We start from the raw sequence: 16062 nt of genomic DNA, 5'->3' as shown, positions 1-16062 counted from the left end.
TTCGGTGCCGGACGACCGCTCAGCCTTTCGCACGGGGCGGGGTTTTGGGGAGGGGCGCCGACCGATGTGATGTGGCCATGGCATAAACCCGCCACCGTGGACGACGCGCCAGCGGGGACGAGCAGGGAGGAAGCGGGAGCTACCGTCACCGGGGCAGGACGACGACCTGCTGGGCGAGGTCGCGGTCCACCGCCGCCATCAGGGCCGTGCGCACCACGACGGCCTGCTGGTCAGGGCGGTCGCGCAGCTTGTGCGGGGTGAGCTGGACGACCGTGATGCCCCACTGCTCCAGGTCCCGGTGGCACTCCCGGGCGTCCAGCGCGACGGCGACCGCCTGTTCCGGCCAGAACGCGTCCACGGAGCCCAGGCTCGGGCCCTGCGGAAGTCTCAACTCCACGTTCCACACCGGGTCGGGCAGGCCGTACGCGTGCACCAGCGCGTACAGCCGCTCCTCGGCGAGCAGCCGCCCCTGCGCCAGCAGCGACTCGACCGCGTCGGCGACGGGCGGGCGGTGCAGCAGCCGCGCCTGCCGCAACTCCCCGACCAGGGCGGCCGGCTCGCAGTGCCCGCCGCCGACGGCCTCCGCGAGCAGGGCCCGTACGGCGGCCGGCTCCGCCGTGTGCGCGACGGCGTCCACGACCGCGCGCAGCACCGGGGCGACGGGCAGCCCGATCAGCCACTCCGGCTCGGGGAGCACCTGCGCCCGGACGATCCGCGCGTACCCCGTCGACCGCAGCCGGCGCGTGCGCGGCACCAGCACGTCGACGTGCTCCACGTCGCGCAGGGCGGGGGCGCCGGCGAAGTCGCGCAGCGCGAGCGCGGCGAGTCCGGTGAGCACGGCCTGCCCGTCCGCGCCGTCCGCGGCGCTTGCGCCGGGCCGCGACGCGTACACGAGCGCGCCGCACAGCCGCTCCTCGCTGGTGGCCGCGCCGGCGCGCAGCAGATAGACCCCCGGCAGTAACAGCTGCCGGTCGCCGCGGGTGCGGTGGGTGCGGTGGCTGCGCAACTCGGCGGCGGAGACCACGTGGTGGCGGGCGTGGAAGCGGGAGGGGTACGCGGTGGCGTCGTGTTCCATGCGGACCCTCTTCCCCCCGCCCGCCCCCGCGCTACCCGCTGTTACACCCCTGTGCACATCCCGCGACCTTTCCCCCGCGGGACCCCTTGCGAAGGTGGGCGACCTACCTCCTGCGGAGTGGCGTGAGGCGGGCAACCCGGGGCCGCGTTGATGTCCCTCCCCCCGGCGCGAGCCCGGGGTGGGCAACGTAGCTCCTGCGGAGGAGCGTGGGGTGGGCTACCTAGGGGCGCGGGGAACTGTGCGACCAGCCACGTACGGTGTGCAGCCGACAACGGGCCCGCGGCCCAACGGCGAATAGTCTTGCCGACTTGGCGGCGTCAAGGACCACTCGCCGTAGGACTACAGGCCGTCCATCACCCACAGACCGTGGATGGTTGGTCGCGCAGTTCCCCGCGCCCCTAGGTTGCTCCACACATGCCCCCTCGCGGGGGTTGGGTTGCGTGGGCTCGCGGCCCCTGGGTTGCCCACCGCACGCCACTCCGTAGGGGGCGGGGCCCGGACGGGGGCCTCGCAGGGGGCGCCCCGGCGCGGGCCGGGGCGCAGTAAGGGTTACGCGCCTTCGGGGGGCGCGGCAGCGGCGTCGCAGCGTTGGGCGGACAGCGCACGCGACAAGTCGTCGTGCGCCTCCAACACCAACCGCCGCAGCGCCGGCGCCGCATCGCCCCGCGCCCCCAACCACTCCTCCGCCGCCACCCGCGCCGCATCCCCCTGGAGCGACGGGAACAGGCCGGAGACCACGTCCATCCCGATCTGGATGGTCCGCTCCCGCCACACCCGCTCGATCGCCTCGAAGTACTTCGGTGCGTACGGCGCGAGCAGTTCCCGCTGCCCCGACTGGACGAAGCCCGAGATCGTCGCCTCCACCAGCGCGTTGGACAGCTCGTCCGACTCCACCACCTGCGCCCACGCCTGGTCCTTCACCGCCGCGGACGGCCGCGCCGCCAGACAGCGCACGTGGTGGCGGGTGCCGGACGCGGTGTCGTCCCGCGCCAACTCCGCCGCCAGCGCCGCCTCGTCCGCGACGCCGTGCGCCGCCAGCGGTTCGAGGAAGGACCAGCGCAGCTCCTGGTCGACGTCCAGGCCGTCGATCTTCGCGGTGCCGTCCAGCAGCCCCTTGAGGAGCTGGAGGTCCGCCGCGGAATCGGCGACGGAGCCGAAGAACCGCGCCCAGGCGAGCTGGTGCTCGCTGCCCGGCTCGGCCTGCCGCAGCTCCCGCAGGGCGCCCTCCGCCAGCAGCCGCCCGCCCTCCGCGCGCCACTGCGGCGCCGCGTAGTGGACCAGCGCGGTGCGCGCCCAGGCGTGCAGCATCTGCAGCACCCCGATGTCGGACTCCCGCCCGGCGAACCGCAGCACCAGGTCGACGAAGTCGCGCGCCGGCATCAGCGCGTCCCGGGTGAGGTTCCACAGCGCCGACCAGCACAGCGCCCGCGCCAGCGGGTCGGTGACGTCGCCCAGGTGGGCGCGGAGCGTGCTCAGCGAGCCCTCGTCGAAGCGGATCTTGCAGTACGTCAGGTCCTCGTCGTTGACGAGCACGAACGCCGGCCGCTCCGAGCCCGCGAGCTCCGGCACCGCGGTCCGCGCGCCGTCGACGTCGACCTCGGCCGACGCGTACCGCACCAGCTCGGTGCCCTCGCGCCGGTACAGCCCCACCGCGACGCGGTGCGGCCGGAGCGTCTCCCCGTCCTGGACGACGGAGAGTTCGGTGATCCGGTCACCGGAGTCGTACGTGATCTGCGGGGCGAGCGAGTTCACCCCGGAGGTCTGGAGCCAGGAGCGCGACCACGCGGCCATGTCCCGCCCGGAGGTCTCCGCCAGCGCCGACAGCAGGTCGTCCAGGCGGGTGTTGCCGTACGCGTGCCGCTTGAAGTAGCGCCGCGAGCCCTCCAGGAACGCGTCCTCGCCGACGTACGCCACCAGCTGCTTCAGCACGCTGGCGCCCTTGGCGTAGGTGATGCCGTCGAAGTTCAGCTTGGCGTCCTCCAGGTCGCGGATGTCGGCCGTGACCGGGTGCGTGGACGGGAGCTGGTCGGCCCGGTAGGCCCACGCCTTGCGGTTGTTGGCGAAGGTGGTCCAGCCGTTGGTGAAGCGGGTGGCGCCGACCATCGCGTACGACCCCATGAAGTCGGCGAAGGACTCCTTCAGCCACAGGTCGTCCCACCACACCATGGTGACCAGGTCGCCGAACCACATGTGCGCCATCTCGTGCAGGACGACGTTGGCCCGCCGCTCGTACGCCGCCTGCGTGACCTTGCCGCGGAAGATGAACTCCTCCCGGAAGGTGACGCACCCCGGGTTCTCCATCGCGCCGATGTTGTACTCCGGCACGAACGCCTGGTCGTACTTCCCGAAGGGGTAGGGGAAGTCGAAGCGGTCGTGGAAGAAGTCCAGGCCCTGCTTGGTGACGAGGAAGACGTCGTCCGCGTCGAAGTGCCGGGCGAGGCCCTTGCGGCACATCGCGCCCAGCGGGATCTCCAGCACGGTCCCGTCGTCGAACGTCCGGGTGTAGAGGTCGGTCTCGTAGTGGTACGGACCGGCGACGACGGCCGTGATGTACGTCGAGATCGGCTGCGTCTTCGCGAACCGCCACACCCCGTCCGCGCCCCGCTCCCCGGCGCCGTTGCTCCACGCCGTCCACCCCTCGGGCGCCGTCACCTCGAAGTGGAACGGTGCCTTCAGGTCGGGCTGTTCGAAGTTGGCGAAGACGCGGCGGGCGTCCGCCGGCTCGTACTGGGTGTACAGGTACACCTCGCCGTCCTCGGGGTCGACGAAGCGGTGCAGCCCCTCGCCGGTCCGGCTGTAGGCGCACTGGGCGTCCACCACGAGGACGTTCTCCGCCGCCAGGTCCGCCAGCGCGATGCGCGCGCCGTCGAAGACCTCGGCCGGGTCCAGCGCCGTGCCGTTCAGGCTCACCGCGGTCACCCGCGGCGCGATCAGGTCGACGAAGGTGGCGGCGCCCGGCCGGGCGGCGCGGAACCGGATCGTGGTCACGGACCGGAACGTCCGCGGCGCGCCCTTCTCGCCGTCGCCGCCCGCGTCGGCACCGGGGGCGTCGATCGCGGAACGGACGTCGAGGGCCACCTCGTACCCGTCGACGGACAGCAGCTCGGCCCGCTCGCGGGCCTCGTCGCGGGACAGATTCTCACCCGGCACGGGCACTCCTTCGTGTCTCATGTGAACGGCACCGATCCTGCCACGGGCGCTGCGCGCCCCGTCCAGCACGTGATCGGGGAATCGGTCGGTGACGGCCGTCGTTGACGGGAACAGACTTTCACGTCCCTGAGGAGAGACATGTCCGAGAACGCCAGAACCCCGGTGGACTTCTGGTTCGACCCCCTGTGCCCCTGGGCCTGGATGACCTCCCGCTGGATGCTGGAGGTGGAGAAGGTGCGGAACGTCGAGGTCCGCTGGCACGTGATGAGCCTCGCGGTGCTGAACGAGGACCGGATGGACGAGCTCCCCGAGGAGTACCGGGAGGGGCTGAAGGACGCCATCGCGCCCGTCCGCGTCGTCACCGCCGCCCGCGAGCTGCACGGCGACGCGGTCGTCGGCCCGCTCTACACCGCGCTCGGCACCCGCTTCCACAACCGGGGCGAGGGCCCCACCCGGGAGGCCGTCGCCGCGGCCCTCGCGGACGTCGACCTGCCGGCCGACCTCATCGAGTACGCCGACCGGGACACCTACGACACCCAGCTGCGCGCCTCCCACCGGGAGGGCATCGAGAAGGTCGGCCAGGAGGTCGGCACGCCCGTCATCGCGGTGCCCGGCGCGGACGGCGAACAGGTCGCCTTCTTCGGCCCGGTCGTCACCCCCGCGCCGCAGGGCGAGGCCGCGGCCCGGCTGTGGGACGGCACGCTGCTGGTGGCCGCCACCCCCGGCTTCTACGAGATCAAGCGCACCCGCACGGCGGACCCGGACTTCTCCAACCTCTGAACCGCGGCCTCTGGTCAGAAGCCGCGCAGCAGCGAACGGAAGGACCCCCGCGAGTCACGTCCTCGCGGGGGTCCTCCTTCTATCCGCCCGCACGTGAAAGGTGAGAAGACGATCACGAGCAGGACGACCGTGGGCGCCCGTCGGCCGGGGCTGTGCCCCGCGCCGGCGCGTTCGGCGTCAGGGGGCGATCAGCGGCGTGCGGCCCTTGGCCTCGGCATAGCGCTTGGCCACGTCCTGCCAGTTCACGACCTTCCACATGGCCTCGATGAAGTCCACCTTCTGGTTCTTGTACTGCAGGTAGAAGGCGTGCTCCCAGGCGTCGAAGACCAGGATCGGCACCGAGCCCTGGCCGACGTTGCCCTGGTGGTCGTAGATCTGCTCGACGATCAGCCGGCCGCTGACCGGCTCGTAGGCGAGGACGCCCCAGCCGGAGCCCTGCGTGGTGGCGGACGCCTTCGTCAGCTGCGCCTTGAACTTGGCGTACGAGCCGAACGACTCGGCGATCGCGTCGGCGAGCTCGCCCACGCCGTCCTTGTCCAGCGGCTCGCCGCCGCCGTCGCCGGTCATGTTGTGCCAGTAGATGCTGTGCAGGATGTGCCCGGAGAGGTGGAACGCGAGGTTCTTCTCCAGACCGTTGATCGAGCCCCACGACTCCTTGTCCCGCGCCTCGGCGAGCTGCTCCAGGGTGTCGTTGGCGCCCTTGACGTAGGCCGCGTGGTGCTTGTCGTGGTGGAGCTCGATGATCTCCGGGCTGATGACCGGTTCGAGCTCGGCGTAGTCGTAGGGAAGTTCAGGAAGCGTGTAGACGGCCATGTCCGGGGTCCCTCCGGGCTGCTGCTTATTGCACATCTTATGCATCTGCACGTTAGCAGCAGTTATCGCGCCGGAACGGCCCGGCCGGATCGTGCGTTGGTCCTAGGACCGGGGCCCCTGCGAGCGCTACGACCGCTCCTCGGCCCACGCCCGCCGGGCGGCCACCGCCAGGTCCGGAAAGTCCGTCACCACCGCGTCCACCCCCATGGCGTAGTGCTGTGCGTACTCCGTGAGGGCGGCGCCGAAGGCGTACGGGTCCGCGCCGCGGCGCAGCTCCGCCGGCAGGTACTGGTTCTCCGCCCGGAAGGTGTACGCGCCCACCCGCAGCCCCGCCGCGTGCGCGTCCGCGAGCAGCGGCGAGGGCGCGACGAGCGAGGACTTGTCGGGCCCGATCCACTGGGCGTACGCGGCGATCCGGCGCAGCCCCTCGGGGGTGCGCATCTGCGCGTACGTCTCGTCGTGCCCGTACGGGCCGCCGACGGTGCCGAGCGCCTGCCACAGCGGCACCCGCAGCCGCGCCGCCGCCACCCGCTGCAGGCTGGTGGGCTCGAAGGACTGCACCACGCACCCGCCGGGGCCGAGCGCGCTGCGCCGCAGCACCCGGATCAACTCGGGCTCCAGCGGCAGTCCGATCGAGCGGAAGTAGGTGGGGTGCTTGGTCTCGGGGAAGACGACAATCCGCCGGCGGTGCGTGCGCGAGAGCGTCCGCGCCAGGTCCACCACCTCCTGGAACGTCATGATCTGCGCCACCCCGTCGAAGACGGTGTTCCGGTCGCGCACCAGGGGCAGCCGTTCGACCGTGCGCAGGGTGCGCAGTTCGGCGAGGGCGAAGTCCTCGGTGAACCAGCCGGTCACCCGGCGCCCGTCCACCGTCTTGGTGGTGCGCCGGGCGGCGAACTCGGGGCGGCGGGCGACGTCCGTGGTGCCGGAGATCTCGTTCTCGTGCCGCACCACGAGGACGCCGTCCCCGCTCATCACCAGATCGGGCTCGATCCAGTCCGCGCCGGTCTGCACGGCGAGTTCGTACGAAGCCGGCGTGTGCTCGGGACGCCAGCCGGCGGCGCCCCGGTGTCCGACGACCAGCGGCCCGCGGCCGGTGTCGTGGTTCGCCTCCGCCGCCGCCGGCGCCGCGGCGGCGGAGCTCGCGGCGCCGGTGAAGGCCGCGCCCGCCGCCAGGGTCACGGCGCTGCGTCGCGTCATCCCACCCGTATCAGCCATGTCCCCGGTGTGCCCCGGGGCGGGTGCCGCCATGCGGGTGACGGGCCATCACGCGAAACGGCGGCCGGCTTCAGACGTCGGGTGCCAGATGTCAGGAGCCATGCATCTGGCGTCAGGCCAGGGCGTGGGCCAGGCGCTCGCCGCGGGCGTACCGTCCGACCTCCGCCGCGATGAACGCCGCCGCCTTCTGCGCCACCGCCCGGCTCGCGCCGCCCACGTGCGGCGTCAACACCAGGTTCGGGGTGGAGAACAGCCGGCTGCCCGGCCGCGGCGGCTCCTCCTCGTACGTGTCCAGCGCCGCCGCCGCGAGGTGGCCGCTGTCCAGCGCGTCGCACAGGGCGTGGGTGTCGACCAGCCCGCCGCGGGCGGTGTTCACCAGCACCGCGCCGCGCGGCAGCAACGACAGCTCGTGCGGTCCGATCATTCCGCGGGTCTCCGCGGTCAGCCGGGCGTGCAGGGTGAGCACCCGGGAGCGGCTGAGCATGGCTTCGAGCGTCGGCGCCCGCAGACCGTGCACGTCGCCGCGCACGTACGGGTCGTACACCTCCACCTGTGCGCCGAACGCGCCCAGCACCCGGGCCACCCGGCTGCCGACCGCGCCGTACCCGAGGACCCCGACGGGCGTGTCCTCCAGTTCGGTGCCGCTGTGTTCGTAGGTGTAGTACGAGCCGTCCCAGTGGCCCCTGCCGGTCAGGGAGTTGTGCGCGTCCGGGATGCGGCGCAGCGCGGCGAGCATCACCCCGAGGGTGAACTCGGCGGTCGCCGCCGCGTTGCGGCCGGGCGCACAGCACACCCGCACGCCCCGCTGCCGCGCCGCCGCCACGTTGATGTTCACCGGCCAACTGCGGCAGACCGCGATCATCCGCAGCGCGGGCGCGGCGGCCAGGACGCGTTCGGTGAAGGGCGCCATCTGGGTGACGCACACCTCCACCCCGTCGAGCGCGGCGATCAGCGCGTCCTCGCTGTCGCTCGCCTCCTCCACCTCCGCGACCGGCCCGAACGGCTCCAGCGGCCAGGGCAACGTCAACTCGGTCAGGTCCAGGGACGCGTCCGTGATGTCGTGCCTCAGGGCTTCGGCGATCAGGGAGTTGCGCACGAAGTGGTCACCGGCAGCCAGAACTCTCATTCGTCGCCTCCGTGTTGGGGGCGTGGGGCCCGCCGTCCCTGACCCGACTACCCGGCCGCCCGACCTCCGTAGATGGCACAGCAGCCTGCGACCGCGGGCGGGGGGCGTCAATCCCGTGTACGCGACTTTCTCGCCCACTTCTGCCGGGCGTATCCCGTCGCGGCGAGCGCCAGGGTGAGGCCGCCCGTGTAGTAGAGCTGGGTGCGCGTGCCGTCGTCCCTGGCCATCAGGACGAACACCGTCACCATGCCGGCCAGCGCCACCCAGGTCAGGTAGGGGTACAGCCACATCCGCACCACCAGCCGGGACGGGTCCTCGTGCTCGGTGCGGCGGCGCAGCACCAGTTGCGAGACCGCGATGAAGATCCAGACGACGAGGATGATCGCGCCGACCATGTTGAGCAGCCACATGAAGACGTCGTCGGGCCGCCAGTAGCTGAGCAGGACGCAGCCGAAGCCGAAGACGGAGGAGGCGAGCACGGCGGTGCGCGGCACGCCCTTGTTCGTCTTGCCCATGAAGGTCGGGCCCTGGCCGCGGGCGACCAGCGAGCACGCCATCCGGGACGCGCCGTAGATGTTCGCGTTCATCGCGGAGAGCAGCGCGATCAGCACGACGACGTTCATGATCTCGCCGGCGGCCGGGATGCCGAGGTGGTCCAGGGTGGCGACGTACGGACCCTTCTCGGCGACCTCGGGGTCGTCCCACGGCACCAGCGTCACGATCACCGCCATGGAGCCGATGTAGAAGATCGCGATCCGCCACATCGCGGTGCGCACCGCCTTGGCGACGCCGCGCACGGGCTCCTCGGACTCGGCCGCGGCGATGGTGACGGTCTCCAGGCCGCCGTACGCGAAGACGGAGGCGAGCAGACCGACGATCAACCCGTCCGTGCCGTTCGGCATGAACCCGCCCTCACCGGTGAGGTTGGCCGTGCCGGGCGCGTCGGTGTCGGGCAGCAGCCCGAAGATCGCGAGCCCGCCGATCACCAGGAACAGCACGATCGCGGCGACCTTCAAGGCGGCGAACCAGAACTCGAACTCGCCGAAATTGCGCACGGCGGCAAGGTTCGTGGCGCAGAACGCCAACATGAAGAGGGCGACCCAGGCCCACTCCGGCGTACCGGGCATCCAACCGCTCATGATCTTCGCGGCGCCGATGCCCTCGATGCCGACGGCGACGCAGAGCAGGGTCCAGAACGCCCAGCCGCTGGTGAAGCCGGCCCACGGGCCGATCGCGCGCTCCGCGTGGACGGAGAACGAGCCGGACGCCGGGTTCGCCGCGGACATCTCCCCGAGCATCCGCATCACCAACATGACGAGCAGCCCCGAGAGGGCGTACGCCACGACGATGGACGGACCGGCGGCGGCGATGCCCGCACCCGAGCCGACGAACAGCCCGGCGCCGATCACCCCGCCGAGGGCGATCATCGACAGATGTCTCTGCTTGAGTCCGTGGGAGAGGACGACGTCGTCCGGGCGGCGCTCGACGGGGCCGCCGGGGCCGGCGGGCTTCGCCGGCTCGGCGGACGCGGAGGTTCGGGACATGGGCGCCCTCTATCACTAGCGGTTCGGGAAGGCGCCCAGTCTGAGTGCCGCGACCGCTCATGGGGAACGGTTGTCCGCTATACGGCCACGAGGCTCACACATCGTGTACACGCGCCTACGCGTCGACGGTGATCGGGTCCGTCGGTGACCCTTGGTGGGACCCTACAGACCGGTCGTTTGCGCGACTCCCCACTCCGGGGCCCCGGGAACCGTCCCGTGCACGTGATGAGGGTCACGCGTGAGGTGGGGTGCGGCGGGGTTGGAGGCGGTCCTTTGTTGATTCCCCATCAACGGCCTTCGGCTGCCTTTGTCGACGCTTGATGGTGGTCCAGTGAAAGCACCTGGGCTACGGTCGCGTTGTTTGCCTCGTTTCTTTGCTTCTCCCGTGTCCCTTCTCCTTACGTCCCCGCGGAGACCCGATGAGCACTGCCACCGTCACCACACGCCCCGGCGCGGTCCTCGCGGACCTGCTGCCCGCCTCCCGCACCCGCGACGTCCTGCTCGTCGCCGGCGGCGCGGCGCTCACCGGCCTCGCGGCGCAGATCGCGGTGCCGGTGCCCGGCTCGCCCGTCCCGGTCTCCGGCCAGACCTTCGCCGCGCTCCTCGTCGGCACGGCGCTCGGCGCCCGCCGCGGCTTCCTCTCGCTCGCGCTGTACGCGGTGGCGGGCATGGCGGGCATGCCGTGGTTCGCGGAGGGCGAGGCGGGCTGGGGCATGCCGTCGTTCGGCTACATCCTCGGCATGCTGCTGGCGGCGACGGTCGTGGGCGCGCTGGCGCGGCGGGGCGCGGACCGCTCCGTGCTGCGGATGGCCGGGGCGATGGTGGTGGGCTCGGCGATCATCTACGGGATCGGCGTGCCGTACCTCGCGCTGGCGACGGGCATGTCGATGACGGAGGCGGTGGCGGCGGGCCTGACGCCGTTCCTCATCGGCGACGCGCTGAAGGCGGCGCTGGCAATGGGCGCGCTCCCCACTGCGTGGAAGCTCCTCTCCCCCCGCGACTAGCCCCTCGCGGCGCCGGCCGCCCGCCGCGGGGCGTTGCGCTTGTGTGCCGCCCGCGCCCCTGGACATGTCCGCCGTAGCCCTGCGGGCGCAATGGTCTCTGCGGGTGCATCGTGGCTTGTCGCGCAGTTCCCCGCGCCCCTAAACCCTCTACCCTCGGCCTGCAGACAAGTGACGGGGGCAGCGAAACAGGGGCGCGGGGAACTGCGCGACAAGCCCACCGCGGTCTGCAGAGACCAAACCTGCCCGCAGGGCTACGGCGGACATGTCCAGGGGCGCTGGGGGTCCCCCCACGCCCTCTGGGCGTAGGGGGCGGAACTGCGCGAACAGCCCACCACCGGGGCGCAGGTGGCACACGGCCCGCATGGCCCGTGGCGGGAGGTCGCACCGTAGGGGTTAGAAGACCGCGGTCGGGTCGTAGCGGCGCTTCGTCTGGGACAGCGCCGCCGAGAGCGTCGTGTCGTGCAGGCCCTCCACCTCGTCGCCGCCGCCGAACGAGAAGTTCCCCGCGCGGCCCAGCACCTGCTCGCCCAGGAGCGCGAAGACCTCGCGGTGCAGCGCCCGCACCCGGGCGACCCCGGTGTCCGGGGTGAGCACGGACAGCATCCGCACCGCGTACGCCGCCGAGCGGTGCGGCACCGAGTCCAGGCCGCCGCCCCCGCTCCGCCCCAGCGCCCCGCCCAAGTGGCTGATCTGCGTCACCGACCACACCGGCTGCCCCGGCCCCGTCGCCTTCACCACCCGCACCGCCGTCTCCGCGTCCAGGCCCCGCACCATCGCGTTGTCCCCGTAGTACGCGTGCGGCTGGTCCGGCTCCGCGTACACCGTCGCGTTCTCCGCGTACGAAAGCTCCCGCAGGGTGTCCTCCAGCACCGGTGCCGCCGCCCGCAGCGGGGCGACCAGGCGCGCCCCGGCCGCGCCGTCGCCGGAGTACGCCACCGAGACCGTCGCGACGTACCGGCCCCGCAGGTGCTCCGGGAGGCCGGGGGCGTCGGGGTAGGACATGACCGCGAGGCCGGAGGTCATCTCGTCGGGCACGCCGCGGGTCCACTCCAGGTACGCCCGCACCGCCGTCTCCACGGACTCCTCGCCGTAGCGCACGTACCCGCCGTACAGCGCGGCGACGGGGAAGAGGTCGATCTCCATCGCGGTGACCACGCCCAGCCGGACCGCGTTGCCCCCGCCGAGCAGCGCCCGCCACAGGTCGCCGTCGGGGCCCCGCGCCGTCAGCCGTCGCAGTTCGCCGTCCGCGGTCACCACCTCCAGCGCCCGCACGTGGTCCGAGGCGTAACCGAAGCGCCGGCCCAGCAGTCCGATCCCGCCGCCGAGGACGTAGGAGACCGCGCCGACCCCCGGCGACGAGCCGCTGAGCGGGGCGAGCCCGTGCGGGGAGGCCGCGGCCACGACCTGGGCCCAGCGCACCCCCGCGTCGATGCGGGCGGTGCGCGCGGCGGGGTCGATGCGCACCCCGTCCATGCGTCGGGTGGTGATCAGCAGTCCGCCGTCCGAAGCGCCGGGCAGCCCGTGGCCGGTGGCCTGCACGGACACGGTGAGGCCGCGGCCGGCGGCGTACGTCACCGCCCGCCGCACCTCGTCGGCGTCCGCCGCGCCGACCACCAGCTCGGGGCGGTGGCGGAAGCCGGTCTGGAAGCCGGCCACTTCCTCGTCGTATCCCGGATCGGCGGGGCCGAGGACGACCCGGGCGATGTGTTGAACGTCGTTCGTGTGATCCATACGGGCCAGCTTTCCCGGAATACCTGACAAGGACCGTCAAGTTTCCCGACCTCTGCCGGGACGGACCGGCGCGGACCGGAGCGGCCGGGAGCCGCCCGGCGCCGTCGCCACCGTGCGCGCGTGCCACACTTCGGTCCATGCGCGTGTACCTCGGTTCCGACCATGCCGGATACGAACTCAAGAACCACCTCGTCGAGTGGCTGAAGGCGAACGGCCACGAGCCCGTCGACTGCGGTCCCCACATCTACGACGCCCTCGACGACTACCCGCCCTTCTGCCTGCGCGCCGCCGAGCGCACCGCGGACGACGCCGACGCCCTCGGCGTCGTCATCGGCGGCTCCGGCAACGGCGAGCAGATCGCCGCCAACAAGGTCAAGGGCGTCCGGGCCGCGCTGGCGTGGAGCGAGCAGACCGCGGCGCTGGGCCGGGAGCACAACGACGCGAACGTGATCGCCGTCGGCGGCCGGATGCACACCCTGGAGGAGGCCACCCGCTTCGTGGAGATCTTCCTCGACACCCCGTACTCCGGCGAGGAGCGGCACACCCGTCGCATCGAGATGCTCAGCCGCTACGAGTCGACGGGCGAGCTGCCGCCGATCCCCGAGGGCCACCCCCAGCCCTGACCCCCGGTCCCCACCCCCGCCCACCCCCGTCCCCACGCACCTCACCAGCGCCCCCGCCTCCCGTCCGCACCGGGAGCGGGGGCGCGGCACACCCCAGGAGTCCGCCGTGCCCGAAGGGCATACGATCCACCGGCTCGCCGCCGACCACCGCGCGCGCTTCGTCGGCCGCGCCCTCGCCGTACGGAGCCCGCAGGGCAAGTTCTCCGACTCCGCCGCCCTGTTGGACGGCCGGGAGCTGGAGGAGGCGGAGGCCCACGGCAAGCACCTGTTCCTCGGGTTCGGGCCGTTCGGCTGGGTCCACGTCCACCTCGGCCTCTTCGGCAAGGTGGACTTCGGCGCGACCCCGGCGCCGCCGCCCACCGACACGGTCCGGCTGCGGCTGGTGGGTGCGGACGCGTACATGGACCTGCGCGGCCCGACGACCTGCGCGCTGATCACGGACGCCGAGAAGGGCGCGGTACACGACCGGCTGGGGCCCGACCCGCTGCGGGAGGCCGACGACCCGGGCCGCGCCTGGGCGCGGATCAGCCGCTCGCGCACGACGGTCGCCGCGCTGCTGCTGGACCAGAAGGTCATCGCGGGCGTCGGCAACGTGTACCGCGCGGAAGTGCTGTTCCGCCACGGCATCGACCCGTACCTCCCCGGCCGGCACCTCACGCGCGCGCAGTGGGACGCCGTCTGGACCGATCTGGTGGAGCTGATGCGCGAGGGCGTGCGGAACAACCGCATCGACACCGTGCGCCCGGAGCACACGCCGGAGGCGATGGGACGCCTGCCGAGGGTCGACGACCACGGCGGCGAGGTGTACGTCTACCGGCGGGCGAACCTCCCGTGCCACGTCTGCGACGCCGAAGTCCGCACCGCGGGCCTCGCCGCCCGCAACCTGTTCTGGTGTCCGCGCTGCCAGCCCCGCGCGGCGATCGACGACTGACGCCCGCCGGCCCTGAAGACCCTTCGGCGGCGCCCGGCCGCGGGCGCCCCGGGGCGCCCGACACCGCGCATTCGACCTGTGCGCGACCCGTACCCCAGCAGTCGCAGACGGACCACACGTTTCCCCCGGTCACACGCACCCCGGGGGAGGTCCTGTCATATGCCATGATGACCGGACGATATGTCGACAGTGCGATCCGATTTCGAATGCATTGTCTGAGGGGTCCCCCTGCACGAAACATCGATGGATCGATAGGGTCACACGTCAATGGCCCACGGCAGCGCAGCAGCTTCGCTCAGGGCCCGGATGCGCAAGACGGCGCACCGGGTCCGCATCGCGCTGCGCAAATCCATGGTCGACTACTTCCGCGGCGACGGCTCCGACACCCTCGCCCTCGCCGGCCTCCTCCTCACCGTCCCCCTGCTCACCTGGGGCACGACCTGGAACTCCGAGTGGATCTCGCCCGCGGCGCTCGTCCTGCCCATCGTGGCGGGCGCGCTGCTGCTGCGGCCGGCGAGCCTGCTCGGGCTGTACGCGGCGTGCGCCGCCGGGCTGATCGTGGAGACCTTCACCCTCGGCCCGTACGCGGACGGCCCGGCCCGGGTCACCCCGGGCACCGTCCTCGTGGTGGCGTCCTGCGGCTTCTTCGGGCTGCTGATCGCCCAGTTCCGGGCCCGGGTCGGGGTGCCCTGGCGGCGCGGCGGCACCATGCTCTTCGACCTGCGCGAACGCATCCGGGTCCAAAGCGCCCTGCCCCGGCTGCCCAAGGGCTGGCACCGCGAGATGGCGCTGCGCCCGGCCGGCGGGCAGTCCTTCTCCGGCGACTTCGTCGTCGCGGCCCGCACCAACGGCGGCCGGACCCTGGAGGTCGTCCTCACCGACGTCTCCGGCAAGGGCATGGACGCGGCGTCCCGGGCGCTGCTGCTCTCCGGCGCCTTCGGCGGGCTCCTCGGCTCGCTGCCCCCGCACGGCTTCCTGCCCGCCGCCAACGGCTACTTGCTCCGCCAGGACTGGGACGAGGGCTTCGCCACCTCCATCCACCTCGTCCTCGACCTGGACTCGGGGGACTACGAACTCTTCTCCGCCGGCCACCTGCCCGCGCTCCAACTCAACGCAGGCAGCGGCCTGTGGGAGGAGAAGGGCGCCGACGGCCCGCTCCTCGGGGTGTACGAAGGGGCGCAGTTCGACCCCGTGAAGGGTGCGCTGCGCCCCGGTGACGTCCTGATGCTCTTCACTGACGGCCTGGTGGAGGCGTCGGACCGGGACCTGAGCGAGGGCATGGACCGCCTCACGGGCGAGGCCGACCGGTACGTGCACTCCGGGTTCGAGGGCGCGGCCTGGCACCTGATCGAGGCGGTCGCCAAGGACGTCAACGACGACCGCGCGCTGCTGCTGCTCTGCCGCGGTGCCTGACGGCCGCCGTTCCCTGTCACATAAGCTCTTCGACGTCCGGGTGAGAGCGAGGCGAACGGGTCGCCGAGCACCGCAGGAGAGAGCGAGACCCCGATGCGCTACATGATGATGACCAAGGCCACGGACGCCACCCCGGTCGCCGACGAGAAGATGTTCGCGGAGATGTCCGCGTTCATCGAGGAACTGACGGCCTCCGGGGTGCTGCTGGCCACGGGTGGCCTGGCGCCGAACGGCACCCTCGTCAGCTCCGCCGGCGGCGAGATCACCATCACCGACGGCCCCTTCACCGAGACGAAGGAAGCGGTCGTGGGCTTCGCGCTGGTGGAGGCACGCAGCAAGGAGGAGGCGGTGGAGTTGGCCCGCCGCTTCCGACGGATCGTCGGCGACGGTGAGAGCGTCCTCCAAGAGGTCTTCACCGGCTGACCCCTCGGCCGCCGTCCCCCTGCGGGGTGCTCGGTCCGTGCGACCCGGTGGCGTCTTGCCCACGGGTTTCCTCGCCCCTGGACATGTCCGCCGTGGCTCTGCGGGAGCATCGGTCTCCGCCGGCCGGTGGTGGGTTGTTCGCGCAGGTAGTTCCGACACCCTGGGAACTGCCCGGCGCGGGCCGAACCCGCAGGTCAGCAGGGGTTTCCATGACTACCGCCGTACTTCCCG

13 protein-coding genes are annotated in these 16062 nt (G+C 72.5%); 6 read left to right on the top strand and 7 right to left on the bottom strand.

Annotated elements, in window-relative coordinates; genetic code table 11:
• Nucleotides 1-145: 145 nt before the first annotated feature.
• Nucleotides 146-1075, bottom strand: a complete 930-nt coding sequence (locus tag ABZ842_RS06170; RefSeq protein WP_361532435.1) for a hypothetical protein — start codon at nucleotides 1073-1075, stop codon at nucleotides 146-148.
• 549 nt (nucleotides 1076-1624) lie between these two features.
• Nucleotides 1625-4225, bottom strand: a complete 2601-nt coding sequence (gene pepN, locus ABZ842_RS06165) for an aminopeptidase N (protein ID WP_361532432.1) — start codon at nucleotides 4223-4225, stop codon at nucleotides 1625-1627.
• Between the two features lie 138 nt (nucleotides 4226-4363).
• On the opposite strand from pepN, the gene ABZ842_RS06160 reads away from it, so the two are divergent.
• Nucleotides 4364-5005, top strand: coding sequence for a DsbA family protein (locus ABZ842_RS06160; protein ID WP_361532429.1), 642 nt, complete (start codon nucleotides 4364-4366; stop codon nucleotides 5003-5005).
• 177 nt (nucleotides 5006-5182) lie between these two features.
• Here the strand turns inward: ABZ842_RS06160 and ABZ842_RS06155 are convergent, their stop codons facing one another.
• The 4 genes from ABZ842_RS06155 to ABZ842_RS06140 form a co-directional block, all read right to left on the bottom strand.
• Nucleotides 5183-5818, bottom strand: a complete 636-nt coding sequence (locus ABZ842_RS06155; protein ID WP_361532426.1) for a superoxide dismutase — start codon at nucleotides 5816-5818, stop codon at nucleotides 5183-5185.
• A gap of 126 nt (nucleotides 5819-5944) precedes the next feature.
• Nucleotides 5945-7036 carry a glycerophosphodiester phosphodiesterase family protein gene (locus ABZ842_RS06150; protein WP_361532423.1) on the bottom strand — a complete coding sequence of 364 codons (1092 nt, stop codon included), beginning with the start codon at nucleotides 7034-7036 and terminating at the stop codon, nucleotides 5945-5947.
• Between the two features lie 112 nt (nucleotides 7037-7148).
• The gene (locus ABZ842_RS06145; protein WP_361532420.1) at nucleotides 7149-8162 is read right to left on the bottom strand and encodes a 2-hydroxyacid dehydrogenase; all 1014 of its coding nucleotides are present in this window, start codon (nucleotides 8160-8162) and stop codon (nucleotides 7149-7151) included.
• A gap of 107 nt (nucleotides 8163-8269) precedes the next feature.
• A complete protein-coding gene (locus ABZ842_RS06140; protein ID WP_361532417.1) occupies nucleotides 8270-9706 on the bottom strand; it encodes an amino acid permease in 1437 nt (478 codons plus the stop codon).
• Nucleotides 9707-10125: 419 nt separating this feature from the next.
• On the opposite strand from ABZ842_RS06140, the gene ABZ842_RS06135 reads away from it, so the two are divergent.
• A complete protein-coding gene (locus ABZ842_RS06135) occupies nucleotides 10126-10710 on the top strand; it encodes a biotin transporter BioY (RefSeq protein WP_361532414.1) in 585 nt (194 codons plus the stop codon).
• A 393-nt stretch (nucleotides 10711-11103) separates the two neighbouring features.
• On the opposite strand, the gene ABZ842_RS06130 is transcribed toward ABZ842_RS06135, so the two are convergent.
• Complete coding sequence (locus ABZ842_RS06130; protein WP_361532411.1) at nucleotides 11104-12441, bottom strand: FAD-binding oxidoreductase; 1338 nt, start codon at nucleotides 12439-12441, stop codon at nucleotides 11104-11106.
• A 137-nt stretch (nucleotides 12442-12578) separates the two neighbouring features.
• On the opposite strand from ABZ842_RS06130, the gene ABZ842_RS06125 reads away from it, so the two are divergent.
• From ABZ842_RS06125 to ABZ842_RS06110, 4 genes are all read left to right on the top strand, one after another.
• The gene (locus ABZ842_RS06125) at nucleotides 12579-13064 is read left to right on the top strand and encodes a ribose-5-phosphate isomerase (protein ID WP_361532408.1); all 486 of its coding nucleotides are present in this window, start codon (nucleotides 12579-12581) and stop codon (nucleotides 13062-13064) included.
• 106 nt (nucleotides 13065-13170) lie between these two features.
• Nucleotides 13171-13995, top strand: a complete 825-nt coding sequence (locus ABZ842_RS06120; RefSeq protein WP_361532405.1) for a DNA-formamidopyrimidine glycosylase family protein — start codon at nucleotides 13171-13173, stop codon at nucleotides 13993-13995.
• A 267-nt stretch (nucleotides 13996-14262) separates the two neighbouring features.
• A complete protein-coding gene (locus tag ABZ842_RS06115) occupies nucleotides 14263-15408 on the top strand; it encodes a PP2C family protein-serine/threonine phosphatase (protein ID WP_361532402.1) in 1146 nt (381 codons plus the stop codon).
• A gap of 93 nt (nucleotides 15409-15501) precedes the next feature.
• Nucleotides 15502-15831, top strand: a complete 330-nt coding sequence (locus ABZ842_RS06110) for a YciI family protein (RefSeq protein WP_361532399.1) — start codon at nucleotides 15502-15504, stop codon at nucleotides 15829-15831.
• The last annotated feature ends 231 nt before the right edge of the window (nucleotides 15832-16062 follow it).

The sequence above is a fragment of the Streptomyces sp. NPDC047315 genome, assembly GCF_040643215.1.
Lineage (GTDB): Bacteria > Actinomycetota > Actinomycetes > Streptomycetales > Streptomycetaceae > Streptomyces.
This window is presented reverse-complemented; position numbering and strand designations above follow the sequence as displayed.